Origin of the sequence: Prosthecobacter fluviatilis, from assembly GCF_042655725.1 — a bacterium.
Taxonomy (GTDB): domain Bacteria; phylum Verrucomicrobiota; class Verrucomicrobiia; order Verrucomicrobiales; family Verrucomicrobiaceae; genus Prosthecobacter; species Prosthecobacter fluviatilis.
In genome coordinates this window covers 522,988-536,955 of record NZ_JBHSMQ010000004.1, presented here as the reverse complement: position 1 = coordinate 536,955, position 13,968 = coordinate 522,988, and the positions used below count along the sequence as shown (strand labels likewise).

The window sequence follows — 13,968 nt, the reverse complement described above, 5'->3', positions numbered from 1 at the left end:
GGCGCTGCTAGTAACGCCATCCCGGAGAAATATTCATCATGAACCTGATGGTGAATGCTGCAAACATTGAGCACGCCTTTTGTCAGATTCTGACCGTATCTTGTGCTCCCTCCTTGTTTTTTGCATGTCACGCCCCGTCCTCCACTGGTTCCGCCGCGACCTTCGCCTCACTGACAACACCGCGCTGCACCATGCCGCCAAGTCATCTGCCCAGGTCATTCCAGTTTACATACTCAGCGACTGGAAGCAGCATCACGGCTGGACGGGGCCGAACCGTCAGCAGTTCCTGTGCGGAAATCTGGAGTCTCTGGCCAAAAATCTGGAGGCGCTGGGCAGCCGCCTGATCATCCGCTGCGGCCGTGCCGATGCGGAGCTGGAGCGCCTGATCCGCGAGACGCAGGCGGAGGCCGTGTACTTCAATCGCGACTACGATCCCTACGGCCGCGCAATGGAGAAACGCGTGCAGGAGCTGTGCACGCGCCTGGACATCGAGTGCCATTCCCATCAGGACAGCGTGCTGCATGAGCCCGATGCCGTGCTGACGGGCTCAGGGCTGCCCTACCGAGTATACACGCCATATTCGAAAAACTGGCTGAACCAGCCCAAGACTGCGCCTCACGGCCGCCCACGCACGCTTGGCCCCGCCGCTCCAGCCACAGTGACCAGCCTGCCCCTGCCCACGCTGGAGCACTGGCAACTCCCCCCCTGCACCGCGCAGATCCCCGCACCGGGTGAGCGCGCTGCGCGGGAGAGGCTGAAGCACTTTATCAGCTCCGGCATCCTGCACCGCTACGGTCAGGAGCGGAACCTTCCCGCCGGGCAGACCACCTCCATGCTCAGCCCGGATCTGCGCTACGGCCTGCTCAGCATTCGCGAGATCTATCAGCGCTGCCAGGAGGCGCTGGTGGATGAATCTGGCAAGCCCCAGCCCGCCGCCGCGCAGGCGTCCATCCAGACCTACATCAAGGAGCTGGCATGGCGGGAGTTTTACATGGCCATCCTCTGGCACTACCCGCATGTCTTTGAGCAGGAGTTTGCACCGGACTGGGTGGGGCTGCCCTGGCCGGGCACCGACAGCGACTTTCAGCGCTGGGCCACGGGCACCACGGGCTTTCCCATCGTGGACGCCGGCATGCGCCAGCTGCTGAAAACGGGCCTCATGCACAACCGCCTGCGGATGATCACGGCCATGTTTCTCACCAAAGACCTGCACTGCGACTGGCGGTTGGGAGAGGCCTTTTTCATGCAGCAGCTGGTGGACGGAGAAAACGCCAGCAACAATGGCGGCTGGCAGTGGAGCGCCGGCACCGGTGCCGATGCCGCCCCCTACTTCCGCATCCAGAACCCCTGGCTTCAAAGCGCCCGCTTTGACCCCGATGGCCTCTACATCAAGCAGTGGGTGCCCGAGCTCAAAGACGTCCCCGCCGCACTGCTGCACGAGCCCCCCAAACCGGGCCTGCCTTTGGCCAAAGGTTACCCGCTGCCGATGGTGGATCACCACGCCGAGCGCGACAGGTGTCTGGCGATTTTTGCCAAGCACAAGGAAGAGCGGGCGTAAAAGACGCCCGCTCACCTGCTGCCGATTAATGCGGCAATCCCATCCCACAAGCGGAGCCGTGCATTCAGGGCTTCCCTGGCCGCAGCGCAGGCCTCTGCCTCGCGCTGGGGAATGCCTCCACAGAGCAACTCCACCATCGTGCGGCCCATCTCGCCGTGCTCGTCGCCATCGAGCTGGATGTGGCGGTCCAGGTAGTAGCGAAGGATTTTGAGGCGGCCGGGGAATTCGGCCTCCAGCCGAGCCACGAGTTCGTGGAACATGGCCGGGATCAGATCCTCACGACCATACGTAAACGCCGCAGCAATCACATGGGGCTTTCCACCTGCGATCACTTCAAACGTGTGTCTGACAAACTCCGCCACGCAGTCCGTCACACCGCTGGCTGCCAGCGCCTCGAAGATGCCTGCGCCCTGTTGCAGCTGCTGGATGAAGCCCTGCACGGCGGTGGTGTCTGCACCGGCCTCCTGCATGGCCTGCAGGTAGAGCTCATAGTGGCTGGAGGGCGTTCCGTCCGGCGCGCGGTCGCTCTCCTCTCCGAGGACGATTTCATTGACCAGACGGCGCACCTGATTGTCACCCACAGGCACCCAGGGCACCTGCACGCAGGTGAGCCGCTGCTGCAGGGCCTTGAGCAGGGACATGAAATCCCACACGGCAAACACATGGCACTCCATGAACTGCGCCAGATCCCCCAGCGTGCTCAGCCGGGCGTAGAGCGGATGCCCCAGCAGGGCGGCACGTGCGGTTTCGATTTCGGCGGCGGTGGTCTTTTGAAATGAGGTCATGGATGGAGGCTGGCTGCTGCTGGAGAGACTGGATGAGCAGCAACGGCAGGCCCTTCCCTGCCCCTGTCCCAATCAGGATAGCAAGCGATCTTCTCTACGTCGAAGCAGCGTCTTCGGATGCGGCTTCAAAAGACGACATCCGTGCCTGCCTCTAGCCTCCTGCAGACTGGCCGGGCGGGAAACCGGTCTAGGTATGCCTTAGCGCCTCCACGGGATTCATCATGGCAGCACGTCTTGCAGGATAAATCCCAAACGCGATGCCGGTGAGCACGGAGATGGAGAAAGCGAGGATGGGGGACCACATCTTGATGACGGTGGTGACTCCGGCGAATTTGGTGACGGCGAGCGGGATGCTGAGACCTAGAACGACCCCCAAAACGCCACCGACGCCGGCGAGCAGCACGGTCTCAATAAGAAACTGGACGACGATGTCGTTCTGGCGCGCGCCCAGGGCGCGGCGGATGCCGATCTCCCGTGTGCGCTCGGTGACGCTGGCGAGCATGATGTTCATGATGCCGATGCCGCCGACAAGGAGGGAGATAGCGGCAATGCTGCCTAGCACGATGCTGAAGATCTGCTTGGTGCGCTCGGCCTGCTTGAGCAGTTCCACGGGGACGATGATGCGCCAGTCCTCTTTTTTGTGGTTTCTGGTCATGAGGTGGCGGATGGCCTCGGCGCGGCTTTCGACCATGTTCACGTCGTCGACACGGATCACGGCCTCGTGAAACTGCACTTTTTCCGCCTCAAAGCTTCCGGTTCGAAAACGGTAAAACACCTCCCCATATTGGTCCATCAGGGTGGTGAACGGAATCATGATCTGCGCCGGAGACTGGGCGGAGTGACTGCCGCCGGAGGCATCGGTGCCGACCGCCTGGCCTTCATCCTGGATGATGCCGATGACCTTGTAGTAAAAGCCTTTCACCCGGACGGATTTGCCCACGGGAGAAGACAGCTGAAAAATGCGCGCGGCGACGGTCTCATTGACGACACAGACGGGAAGGTTGTCCTTCATCTCCATGTCATTGAAAAAGCGCCCAGCGACCATGCGCCGGTTGCGCATCTCCGGGTACACGGGCAGCACGCCCATGACCTGGCCGTCCACACTGCGATCCAGATTCCAGATATTCTCCGAAATGTAGCGGCTGGGCACCACGATGCGGATGCTAGGCACGGTCTGACGGATCTGATCGATGTCGCGCAGGGTGATGCCGTACTCGCTGATCATGCTGCGTGATTCTCCATTGGACCCCTGCCCGTCCGGCGGCTTGACACTTTGCAGGATAATGTTCTGGCTGCCGAGCTTGCGGATCTGCTCCTGAGCTTCGTGACTGGCACCTTCACCGATGGCCAGCATGGCCACCACGGAGGCGACGCCAAAGACGACGCCGAGCGCGGTGAGAAAGGAGCGCAGCTTGTGCAGCCAGATGGTCTTGATACCCAGCGAAAGGGTGCGCCACAGATGCTGTGGCGAAGCGATGAGGCGTAGTACGGGATGCGCGGTGAGAAAAGACATTCAGGGGGGACTGAATCATACGGCGTCAACCGCACGAAATTGCCACGATCTCGCACGGGCAGAAAATCACTCCACAGCCTGGGCGCCGATCACCATCGGAAGCGCCGGGGCAATGGATGGCGTAGCCGGCCTGACCTGAACGGCAAAGGGGGGTGACTCACCACCTATGGTGCCTCCTTGATCGAGAAAACGGTTCATGTCTGCCAGGGCCGCTTCCAGCCTTGAGTCATTCGAAAGCATGAAGGCGCTGACACGCAGAGCGAGCGCACGACCATGCCACGGGTAGGGCTGGCCCAGGCTTTCAATGGCTGCAAGCTGCTGCGGCACTTTCAGGCTCATGGCCATGTCGCAACGCATGCCCAGAAGGATCTCGCGTGCCACGCCTACCGGATAGTCACGGCCCAGCTTGTCAAAAATCACCAGAAACCGAGGATCCGCCACCGCTGTCTTGGAGCGTGCCAGCCTGCCAAGGATCTCGACGGCATCATTGACCAGGGGAATACGGCACCAAGGCGCAGCCATCAGGCTGTCGAGCCCCTTCTCAATATGGGCCAGCACCGCCGCCACCGGCTGTTTTTGCAGGTCACTGGCAATGGCCCGGAGAAAGTGGGCGTCCGCTTCTGAAAGCGGTTCGATGGCGGCCGTGGCAGCCATGGCATCCGCAGCGCCAGTGCGCGCTTTGGCAACAGCCTGCAGGACACCGTCTGCCAGCACAGGGTGGGCGGGCAATGGCGCCGCAAGGTAGCCAGCATAATTCTGCTTCCAGAAGGCCCTCAGCGATTCCATCCGTCTGCGAATTTCTACCGGGGCATCGGCAGGGAGCACATTGGCGGAAGCGGAATCCCACAAGCGGCCGGGCATGTGAAGGCGTTCGGCAAAGTAGCGGTTCATGTCGATGGCCGCATCGACCCTGGGAAGATGACAGCCTGCCCGAGTGGCGGCGCGTGCGAGGTCATACGAGCAGTTGGCTTGCTTGGCCACACTTCGGGCAAAGCTGAACTCAAGGCGGTTCATGTCATCGGTGTTCACCGTTTTGCAGGAGGCGGCCAGCGCAGCGCAGTAGTCGCTGTTGGCGAGGCAGCCGGTCAGGAAGCCTTCGGCACTGTCGGTTTGCCAGAAGCGGCGCAGCGCCTCGGCCATCGGCTCAAGCTTGACCCGGCGGCGCAGGGATTCGAGCTGCCAGGGGGCCTCGTCGTTTGAGCAGATCAGCAGCATGTCCACACTCTGGGTGCCCCAGACTTCGACCTTCGGAAACACCTGCTTCAGAGTGCTGATGACGGCAGTTATAGTTTCGGGCTCGACTTCATAGCCCTGAAGCCACTGGCAGAAGATGCCGCCTTGGGTGAGGCGCTGGCTGGCATTGCGGTAGAACTCGCGAGTGTAGAGGTTTGCCACTCCGGCGCGGCAGGGATTGGACGGCTCGGAGACGATAATGTCGTAGTTTTCGCCCTTGGTGAGGAGGAATTCGCGCGCATCGCCTGTGATGTTGTTCACGCGCGGGTGCTGCATCGCATTGCGGCTCACAGGATCAAAAAACCTCGCCACTTTGCGAATTTCCTCCTCGAGTTCCAGCACATCGACACGCTGCATGCCGGGCACATCCGCCAGCCAGCCTGCCGTGGTGCCGGTGCCGAGGCCGACGACGCAGGCGTTGCGCGGGTTGGGATGCAGAACGGCCCCTGTCATTCCCAGCATGACCTGCGTGGCGGCATCTCCCACGGCAGAACCATCACTTTTGCCGTTGGTCAGAAATGCATACTGCATGCCGCCGACAACAGCCACACTCGTCTCCCGGCCATCGTAGGACTGCACCAGCGAGCGTTTGACATTGCGCTGCCAGGTTTCCAGACCGAGCGCCGAGCGATACTCCTGGAAGACACGCCCGTAGCCAATGGGGGTGTGCATCCAGACCGCCGTCGGCCCAGTGGTGCCAAAGGCAAAAAATCCGCAGACGATGAGCGCTGCAAGAGCCAGACGACCATTCCAGGTGAAACGGGAGGCCGGAGCAGCCTCTGCCCCACCCTCCTGGCGGCGGACCTGCAGCCAGAGAGATGCAGCGGACATCGCCGCAACCAGCAAAGCGGCCAGCAGCCAGCAGCCTCTGAGCCCCAGCAGAGGCACCAGCATAAAGCCACCCAGCAATGAGCCGGTGATTGAGCCCACGGTGTTCCAAAGATAGGCGCGCCCGAGCTGCTGCCCCACGCCTGCATTGCCACGGCCCAGCAACGACACCAGCAGCGGAAACTGGATGCCGCTGAGCAAGGAAGGAAAAAATGCAAGCAGGCCCATGATGACCGCCCAGCCCATGGCCATTTCACCGAGCCCCACACCGCGCAGGCTGTCATTGAAGATGAGCGCCAGATGCGCAACCCGGTCTCCCAGGGCAAAGGGCAGCAGGATGGCCAGCGCCTGCAGCGCAGAAACGACCGTGAATCCCGTGATGCTTGGCTCTGTCTTTTTGAGGATCAGCGCATACAAGAGCCCGCCGATCCCCATGCCAGAAAGCACAACGCACAGCACAAGACCGAATCCATACACAGAGCCGCCAAGCAGCGGAGTGGAAACGCGATACCACACCAGCTCCGCCATGAAGAAGGTGAAGCCGCTCATGAAAGCTGCTGCCAGCACAAAGGCGGCCGGGGCCTTTGCCTCCACGCTTTCTTTTGCCGTGCATTCATCCGGCATGGCCTGCTGCCGCAGCTCTTTTTCGTGAAACATCGAGATGACACCCGCCGCGACTGCGATGCTCAGGTTGGCCAGCACGGCGATGGTGAGAGCACCTTTGTTTCCCAGCGCTGGCAGCAGCCAGAAGGTGCTCAAAGCGGCGCCGCTCACCGCTCCTGCGATGTTGATTCCATAATAGAAAGCGGTGGTGGAGCGGCGCGGGTCGTCATCGCGCTGAGCGAATTTCATGGCCGCTGGCAGGGTTCCACCCATCAAGAAGCAGGGGACTCCCAGCACCAGTGCGGTCATGAGCAGTTGCAGACACGTGGCGGGGCCGAGTCCCATTCCTGCCGTTCCGCCAGTCTTCAAATAAAGGGACCGTGCCAGGCCGTGCATGGTGGGAGATGCCACGGCGGCGATGGCTATGCCCAGCTCCAGCCTGGCATAAAACTGAAACGGCCGTCCAACGCGCTCCACCCAGGAGCCAAAGAATTTGCCACCAAACCCGAGTCCCCCCATGAACACAGCCATGACAGCCGCTGCCGCCGGGGCTGCACCTCCAAAGACCAGTCGAAACTCACGCAACCACACCGTCTGGTAAACCAGCGAGCAGAAGCCGGACAGCATGAGAATCAGGGCCAACGCCAGCTGAGTCGTGCGAGCCCTTGCGATGGAAAGACCTTGGGAGGCGTCTGAATTCATGAATCCAAGTAATTAATATGTATTTTATATAAATACTATATTATTACAACTGGATTCATTAATATCAGAGCAATTTAACCATAAATACCAGACTCGCGTCCAGCCACGATCATCAATTCAGGGCCTCACGGGCCGACTGGAAGAGATAATGTCCCCAGCCGTATTGGGTGTCTCCGCTCCAATCAGGATCGTAGTGCTGGCTTTTGAAAATGAAGCGCTCTGGGTGGGGCATCAGGCCAAAGACGCGCCCCGTGTCGTCCTGAAGTCCGGCAATCGCATTGGTGGAGCCGTTCACATTGGTGGCATAGAGCAGGGCGGCATGGCCGGATTTCACATAGCCAGCAGCGGCATCCCCCTCTGTCACAAGACGGCCTTCCGCATGGGCCACAGGCAGCTCAAAGTTTTCGGGCAGCTTGCTGAGGTAAGGGCTGGCCTTGCCTTTGGTCTTCTTGAGCCCCACCCAGCGGCAGATGAAGCGGCCGCTGGTGTTGTGGATTAGGCTGCCCTTTGGCAGGAGATCTAGCTGGGTCAGAATCTGGAAGCCGTTGCAGATGCCGAGGGCGTAGCCACCCTTGTCCACAAAAGTTCTGAGCCGGTCACCGAGCTTCGACTTGGTAATGAGCTGGGCGATGCGGCCGGACATCACATAGTCCCCGTAGCTGAAGCCGCCGGAGAAAACGATCATCTGTGCTTTGTCGAGAGAGGAAGGCTCCAGCAGAGCTACCGGCAGTACCTCGGAGGTGAAACCCGCCGCCTCCAAAGCGCGGGCGGTTTCGGCATCGCAGTTGGTTCCGGGAAACTTGAGAAGAAGGGCGTGAGGCATGGTTTGTGGCTAACCAGCATCTAGGCGAAGCCGCCGCCGGATGCAACCGGACATGCACACCAGCCTCATCCAATCCTGCAATCGTCAAATGAGCTGATCTGGCTGAGCGGCAGCAGGCGGTAATGCGCAAGTGCCGCCGTAGGGTGGCCGAGGCCGGAAAGAAAGGACTGCATCCGAGGCGCTGCACTCATGCCTGCGCCCCTTCCCTTTTCCCCTGCACAGCGGTCTGCCATTCATCTCCCCACGCGAGCTTCATCACGTGATTGCTCACATCACGGGGCCAGGTGGAGAGATTTTCATGCAGCCTCGGCGCATCATGGGCAAAGAGGGCACGCGCAGCCTCCTCAAAACCCGGAAGATCGCCGGCCAGGGTCACCATGAAGTGGTAGGCACGCTCCTGCGCCCTCCTGGCTCTGTCTTTTTCGCCGCCCTGGCTTCGGGCTTCCTCGACCAGCTTTCTCAGAGCCACGGAGGCACCGCCTGGCTGTGAGTCCAGCCACTCCCAGTGGCGAGGCAGCAGCGTGATCTCCCGCGGAACCACCCCCAGCTTGGGCCGCCCACGCCCACGTGGAGTGGCGGCTCCCACAGCGGGCTCGGCAGCCGGGGTGGCCTCGGTCTTGAAAAAGACGGCTGTCAGACGGGCCTCCACCTCCTCGTCCGTCCCTCGGGTGTCCACTTCGACAGTGCGGCCGGTGGCATCGTCAAAGAGCAGCACCGGCTCCCGTGGAGAGCCATCAAGCGCCTTTTTGAGCGCCAGAGCATTCTGCAACAGCCCTCCAGTTGCGATCCGTTTATATCCCTGAAAAGTGGTAAATGATGTGTGTGTGGCTGCTTCGAGCATGAGTCACCTTAATAATACCCGGATAAAATTCAATCCGTATTATTATCCGGGTAAAATTAAACCTCCCGCTCGAAGCTATTGTTCACGCGGAAGCTGTGAAAGGTGCATAAGCATAGCCAGCACACGAACTGCTCATGCTGCATCAGCCTCTTAGAAAATGACCGATGGCGATGAGTGGCGGAGTCAGCAGCGCCAGGTTCATGCGGCTCGGGAGATTCCCGGAGACCTCCACAGAGATGTTGTCGATTTTGTCCGTATCTTATGCCGATGGCCAGCCATCGCTGCCTTCGTAGGGTCCAATGGTCAGTGCAAATAATCGGCAACGGTATTAATAACTTTATTATCGTTACAAAATCCAACCAACAACGCAAAGACCAAAGTCAGGATGCAAGAACCTGTCTTGACCAATGAGACAGCTACACTGCCGCTTGATCCCCTGATACCGCCGTCGCCGATTGGAGAGTGAGCGATGAGTTCAATGCTGTTTTCATAACTTTAAAAACGTTTCTTTTAATAATCATCGTAACTTCATTTTCATTACCAATATCACCGCCACTGCTTCCCCCCCCCCCGAAACCAAGGCTGATGAAGCCGCTGCCTCTGTCTGCAAATGACAAAGTGCCGATAGTCTACATTCCACCTTTGCCCCCTCCCAGAAGCGAACTTGGCCCACACGTCTGCGGAATCTTCGTCTGCCTTGGTGACCTTCCCGTAACGCATAGACTAACGATGCATTCGTTTCGTATTGCATGCGCCATGACGCTCTAGCCTACAACGATGGCTGCACTATGAGAGTTGGGATCAGAGATGGCGCCGTACCATCACAGTCTTCGTTACCATCACGTCACCCACGCAATGAGCCACATTGCTCGTGGATCTCTTGTCCTTGTTAACTGTATTACAGCTCAATAATAATGTAACGATTATGTCGTAATTAAAATCCAATCAAATATCCTCACACACAACACCTCCAGCCCCGGTTTTATGGACAGCTAAAAATATTGTTAATTTACGTATAAAATGTTTCTTTTCATCTTATTATCAATGCTATTTGCATCTCATATAAACGATTTTCACGACTTCACGTTGCGGTAACCGAAGCGTGATTGGTAATGCTATTGCCGTTACTGTAACGACCTGCATACCTGCCAAAACTCACCCTTTTGGCACCGCCGCTTATGCCACAAAAATGCCCACAAACACATTTATGCCTCCGCTGCCAACGCCATTGCTGTTCACACTCAAGGCATAGATGCTAATGCCCCTTCTGCCATTGGTGATGTGTGATGTGTCAGCCCCTAGGAAATCCGTCAGGAGTGCGGCGCAGAGGATCTGGTAGCCCGGCGTCGCCGTCTCGCTGGTGGCAGCCAGATTTTCCAGCGTCACTGTGCTGGCCATGGTGTCCATGCTCAAGATTTTGAAACCCCAGCGGGGGCATCCTGCATTTTTTGCTCAGTTGCAGACGCCGGGGCTTGCAGTAAGTTTATCAGACCATGTTCAAAGACCTTCTCTCCCCCCAGAACACCTTCATCTACGGCGTTGTGCTCTGCGGCATCTTCCTGGTGCAGTCCCTCTGGGGGCACTGGAAGACCAAGCGCGAACTCAAGCGCTACAAAGGCATGCTGAGTGACAAGCTCGATCTCGACTCCAAGCAGACTCAGGACATCAACAAGGAGCGCGCTGCACTGAAGCAGGAAAATGAGAATCTGCGCATGCAGATCGCCCGCCTGAACGAGCGCCCTGACAACAAGATGCAGCGTGAGCTGGAAATCCTGGCCCGTGCTGAGAAGCAGATGGTCATCACCGCCCCCGGATTTGCTCCCGCGTGGGAGATGGCAAAAGCCACGGCACTCGGCCAGCTGGAAAGCGAAGAGCGTGGGCAGTCCTTCCCTCAAAAGATTTTCCGCAAGCTGATTGGCTCGGGCTCCACGCAGAGCAACGTCGCCCTGCCCGAAGCTGCGGCTGCCGCTGCGAAAAACGGCGAAGCTACTGCCGCCGCCTGAGAACCTGAGTGTGATGACCCGCACTGAGGCCTGGCTCGCGCTGAATCTGCTTCCGCAGGTCGGCCCCGTACGCGTACGCAAGCTGCTGCAGCATTTCGGCAGCCCGGAGCGCATTCTCAGCGCCAGATCATCCGACATCCTCCAAGTCGAAGGCTTTGGCCTCAATCAGGCCGAACACATTGCTGGCTGGGAGGCGCAGGTCGACCTCGATGCTGAGCTCAAGAAACTCCGTGAGCGCGACCTCACGCTGCTAACCCAGGATGACGAGCTTTACCCGCCACTCCTGCGAGGCATCTACGACCCGCCTCTGGTACTCACGGTGTGGGGAGAGCTGACCAAGCGGGATCACAATGCACTCGGCGTCGTCGGCAGCCGCCACGCCACTCATTATGGACTGGGCACCACCAAAAAGCTCAGCTTTCAGATCGCGTATGCGGGTTACACTGTCATCAGCGGCCTGGCCCGAGGCATCGACACCGCAGCTCATGAGGCGGCACTGGCCGCCAAAGGCCGCACGGTTGCAGTGATCGGATCCGGCATCGGCAAGCTTTACCCGCCCGAAAACATGGCGCTGGCCCAGCGCATCGCGCAAAACGGAGCGGTGATCAGCGAATATCCGGTGGACCGCATAGCGGACAAACAAACCTTTCCCTACCGCAACCGCATCGTTGCGGGCTGGGGCTGCGGCTTGATCGTGGTGGAAGCTCCGCTGCGCAGCGGCTCGCTCATCACCGCACAGCAGGCCACCGAGCAGGGCCGCACGGTCTATGCTGTGCCCGGCCCCATCGACAAGCCCACCTCCGCCGGCTGCAACCGCCTCATCCAGCAGGGAGCCAAGCTGATCATGGACGGAGCTGACGTGCTGGATGATCTGAACACCCTCTTCCCCACCGCTCCCAAGGCACCGAAGGTCGAAGAATCCCGCCCTGCCATCGCTCTCACGCTGGAGGAGGAGATTCTCTACAAGGCCATCAGCACCGAAGAAGCCCACATCAACGACATCACCACCAGTTCCGGACTGACCTCCGCGACCGTGTCCTCCACCCTGATGCGGCTGGAGATGAAGCGGCTGATACGGGCCCTGCCAGGGCGGAGGTATGTGAGGCTGGTGTGAGCACAAGGCAGTCCCGCTCTTTTTGCCTCTCCAGGCGAATCTCATTGCTCCAAACACGGAGGTCATGTTTCAATCGGCCATCACTGGAAACAACTGCGACCCATGAATCCCGCCCCGCATTTTTTCCTGGCCGCCTTGGGCGGGCTCTTGCTCAGCAGCCCCGTTCCCGCCCAGGAAAAAGCCGCGACTGATGCTCCCGCCACGATTCCCGTCGGAAAGCTCGCCTTTGTGACCAGCGCCGACTTCGGCAGAGCCGGAAACATTTGGATCATGACCGGAAGCGTTCGGAACATGGAGCCGACCCATCAAACTCGCGACTTCGCCTTTGCCGCAGGAGGAAAGAAGATTGTCTATACAGCCAACGATCCCGTCGCGAGCGGCCTCTACGTTCACGATCTGGAGCAGCATGCCAGCACCCGGCTGCTGGCGGCGGTGGCCAACGTGGGCGGGCCGGACTTGTCGCCCGACGGCACGCGGATCGCCTTTTACCAGTCCGGGGAGGAGAGTTCGCAAATCATGACAGCAGCCGTTGATGGCACAGATCTCAGACAGCTCACCCAGGAAAATTGCTTCAACTGGACTCCGCGCTGGTCGCCAGATGGCAGGCGGCTGCTGTTTGAGACCACCCGCAACGAGCTCCCCGGAGGTGGTGAGGGCGGCGGACAGCGTGACATCTATGTGATGGATGCAGACGGGAAAAACCAGACCAATCTCACCCCAAACTCCTACGGCCATAGCGCCGCCTGGTCACCTGACGGAAAACACATCGCCTACATGAAAAACGGCAGCATCTTCATCATGAACAGCGACGGCTCCGCCAAGAAAGATGTGAGTCACGGAAAAGTGCGCGATTCAGAGCCCGCGTGGTCGCCGGATGGTCAATGGATCGCCTTCACACGAACCCCAAAGAATTCCAGAGCCATGGACATTTGGATCATGAAAAGCGACGGCACCGGGCAGCGGCAGATCACCTTCAACGAAGGCATGACCGCCTCGTTCAGCCCTCAGTGGAGCGAGGAATAACCGAAGGAAGAATAGCTCCGCACGGCGGATGATGAGCCCCCGCTCACCTCTTCTCCCATAGCAGCGCCAGGAAGAGCGGAAACTCCTTGCGCGCTCTGTTCTCAGCACGGGCTCTCGGACCGGGCTGGCTTTCCTTGTGGGAGTACCACTCTTCGATACCAGCCAGGACCATTCCTGCGCCGAAGCCGGTGGCAGTGAGGGTCTGCAGGCTGCGATGAAAGGAAACGGTGCTTTCACTGTCAGCCTTGCCGGGGTGCATCACGATGGGGATGCTCAGTGTGCTGCTGTAGGCATCTGTGCGGCGGTACTGGATCTTGCGTTCCTCGTCCTGCCCCCAGGCGGACTGGCGGGGAATGCGGAAGGAGGGATGATTGACCACCCAGAGCATGCGCCCGCCGGGCTTGAGCACTTTCGCGGCAGCGGCGGCCACCACGTCCAGATGCTCCATGTTTTGCACGCAGAGGATGGCGGAGGCGGCGTCAAATTCGCCGAGGTCTTCGATCTGTGCGGCATCACGGGCAAGATAGCGAACCGGAGGCTTCACAGGATAGGTGCGTGCTTTTTGGATGAGCGTGGGAGCGGCATCCACCCCCGTGACCTGGCAGCCGGCCTGCGCGAGCGCACGGGAAAAAACCCCCTGCCCGCAGCCGAGGTCGAGCACGCGCGCGCCACGCGTGGGCGCCAGCAGCTTGAGAGCTCCTGGAATGACGACCGCCTGGTAAAGCTCGGAGCCGCGCTCGCCAATGATGCGGTCGTACCAGTCGGCGGACTTTTCCCAGGAGGTGCCATGGTCGCGGCCCGGCTGCTGCGGGCGCTTCCCCTGTGGGCGGCTGCCAAATTCGCGGCGGCCCATGGGGCGCACCTCCGGCTCATGACCTCCCGGCTCGCGGTTCGGCGAGGGGCGTGGACGGAAAGGACGGCGGGGCGGCTGTGGCATGCGGC

11 protein-coding genes are annotated in these 13,968 nt (G+C 60.0%); 4 read left to right on the top strand and 7 right to left on the bottom strand.

Features of this window, described 5'->3' with window-relative positions; genetic code table 11:
* Window positions 1-124 precede the first annotated feature (124 nt).
* Window positions 125-1,558, top strand: coding sequence for a cryptochrome/photolyase family protein (locus ACFQDI_RS13625; RefSeq protein ID WP_377167473.1), 1,434 nt, complete (start codon window positions 125-127; stop codon window positions 1,556-1,558).
* A gap of 11 nt (window positions 1,559-1,569) precedes the next feature.
* Here the strand turns inward: ACFQDI_RS13625 and ACFQDI_RS13620 are convergent, their stop codons facing one another.
* From ACFQDI_RS13620 to ACFQDI_RS13595, 6 genes are all read right to left on the bottom strand, one after another.
* Window positions 1,570-2,343, bottom strand: coding sequence for a DUF3050 domain-containing protein (locus ACFQDI_RS13620; RefSeq protein ID WP_377167470.1), 774 nt, complete (start codon window positions 2,341-2,343; stop codon window positions 1,570-1,572).
* Window positions 2,344-2,530: 187 nt separating this feature from the next.
* Window positions 2,531-3,856, bottom strand: coding sequence for an ABC transporter permease (locus ACFQDI_RS13615; RefSeq protein ID WP_377167467.1), 1,326 nt, complete (start codon window positions 3,854-3,856; stop codon window positions 2,531-2,533).
* Window positions 3,857-3,922: 66 nt separating this feature from the next.
* Window positions 3,923-7,222 carry a fused MFS/spermidine synthase gene (locus ACFQDI_RS13610; protein WP_377167464.1) on the bottom strand — a complete coding sequence of 1,100 codons (3,300 nt, stop codon included), beginning with the start codon at window positions 7,220-7,222 and terminating at the stop codon, window positions 3,923-3,925.
* Between the two features lie 112 nt (window positions 7,223-7,334).
* Window positions 7,335-8,045, bottom strand: coding sequence for a phosphoribosylformylglycinamidine synthase I (gene purQ, locus ACFQDI_RS13605; RefSeq protein ID WP_377167461.1), 711 nt, complete (start codon window positions 8,043-8,045; stop codon window positions 7,335-7,337).
* Between the two features lie 187 nt (window positions 8,046-8,232).
* The gene (locus ACFQDI_RS13600; RefSeq protein WP_377167458.1) at window positions 8,233-8,886 is read right to left on the bottom strand and encodes a DUF2239 family protein; all 654 of its coding nucleotides are present in this window, start codon (window positions 8,884-8,886) and stop codon (window positions 8,233-8,235) included.
* 1,176 nt (window positions 8,887-10,062) lie between these two features.
* Window positions 10,063-10,293: a hypothetical protein gene (locus tag ACFQDI_RS13595; RefSeq protein ID WP_377167455.1), complete on the bottom strand. Its 231-nt coding sequence runs from the start codon at window positions 10,291-10,293 to the stop codon at window positions 10,063-10,065.
* A gap of 86 nt (window positions 10,294-10,379) precedes the next feature.
* Between ACFQDI_RS13595 and ACFQDI_RS13590 the strand changes: the two genes are divergently transcribed.
* From ACFQDI_RS13590 to ACFQDI_RS13580, 3 genes are all read left to right on the top strand, one after another.
* Window positions 10,380-10,889 carry a hypothetical protein gene (locus ACFQDI_RS13590; RefSeq protein ID WP_377167453.1) on the top strand — a complete coding sequence of 170 codons (510 nt, stop codon included), beginning with the start codon at window positions 10,380-10,382 and terminating at the stop codon, window positions 10,887-10,889.
* A gap of 13 nt (window positions 10,890-10,902) precedes the next feature.
* Entirely contained in the window at window positions 10,903-12,003 is a 1,101-nt protein-coding gene (dprA, locus tag ACFQDI_RS13585) for a DNA-processing protein DprA (protein WP_377167451.1), read from the top strand.
* A gap of 102 nt (window positions 12,004-12,105) precedes the next feature.
* Complete coding sequence (locus tag ACFQDI_RS13580) at window positions 12,106-13,026, top strand: TolB family protein (protein WP_377167448.1); 921 nt, start codon at window positions 12,106-12,108, stop codon at window positions 13,024-13,026.
* 43 nt (window positions 13,027-13,069) lie between these two features.
* On the opposite strand, the gene ACFQDI_RS13575 is transcribed toward ACFQDI_RS13580, so the two are convergent.
* Window positions 13,070-13,963: a class I SAM-dependent methyltransferase gene (locus ACFQDI_RS13575; RefSeq protein ID WP_377167445.1), complete on the bottom strand. Its 894-nt coding sequence runs from the start codon at window positions 13,961-13,963 to the stop codon at window positions 13,070-13,072.
* Window positions 13,964-13,968 lie beyond the last annotated feature (5 nt).

Bases quoted from the DNA above. Each gene is read 5' to 3' on its own strand.
- ACFQDI_RS13625 (WP_377167473.1), top strand. From the start codon at position 125: ATGTCACGCCCCGTCCTCCACTGGTTCCGCCGCGACCTTCGCCTCACT.
- ACFQDI_RS13620 (WP_377167470.1), bottom strand. From the start codon at position 2,343: ATGACCTCATTTCAAAAGACCACCGCCGCCGAAATCGAAACCGCACGT.
- ACFQDI_RS13615 (WP_377167467.1), bottom strand. From the start codon at position 3,856: ATGTCTTTTCTCACCGCGCATCCCGTACTACGCCTCATCGCTTCGCCA.
- ACFQDI_RS13610 (WP_377167464.1), bottom strand. From the start codon at position 7,222: ATGAATTCAGACGCCTCCCAAGGTCTTTCCATCGCAAGGGCTCGCACG.
- purQ (WP_377167461.1), bottom strand. From the start codon at position 8,045: ATGCCTCACGCCCTTCTTCTCAAGTTTCCCGGAACCAACTGCGATGCC.
- ACFQDI_RS13600 (WP_377167458.1), bottom strand. From the start codon at position 8,886: ATGCTCGAAGCAGCCACACACACATCATTTACCACTTTTCAGGGATAT.
- ACFQDI_RS13595 (WP_377167455.1), bottom strand. From the start codon at position 10,293: ATGGACACCATGGCCAGCACAGTGACGCTGGAAAATCTGGCTGCCACC.
- ACFQDI_RS13590 (WP_377167453.1), top strand. From the start codon at position 10,380: ATGTTCAAAGACCTTCTCTCCCCCCAGAACACCTTCATCTACGGCGTT.
- dprA (WP_377167451.1), top strand. From the start codon at position 10,903: ATGACCCGCACTGAGGCCTGGCTCGCGCTGAATCTGCTTCCGCAGGTC.
- ACFQDI_RS13580 (WP_377167448.1), top strand. From the start codon at position 12,106: ATGAATCCCGCCCCGCATTTTTTCCTGGCCGCCTTGGGCGGGCTCTTG.
- ACFQDI_RS13575 (WP_377167445.1), bottom strand. From the start codon at position 13,963: ATGCCACAGCCGCCCCGCCGTCCTTTCCGTCCACGCCCCTCGCCGAAC.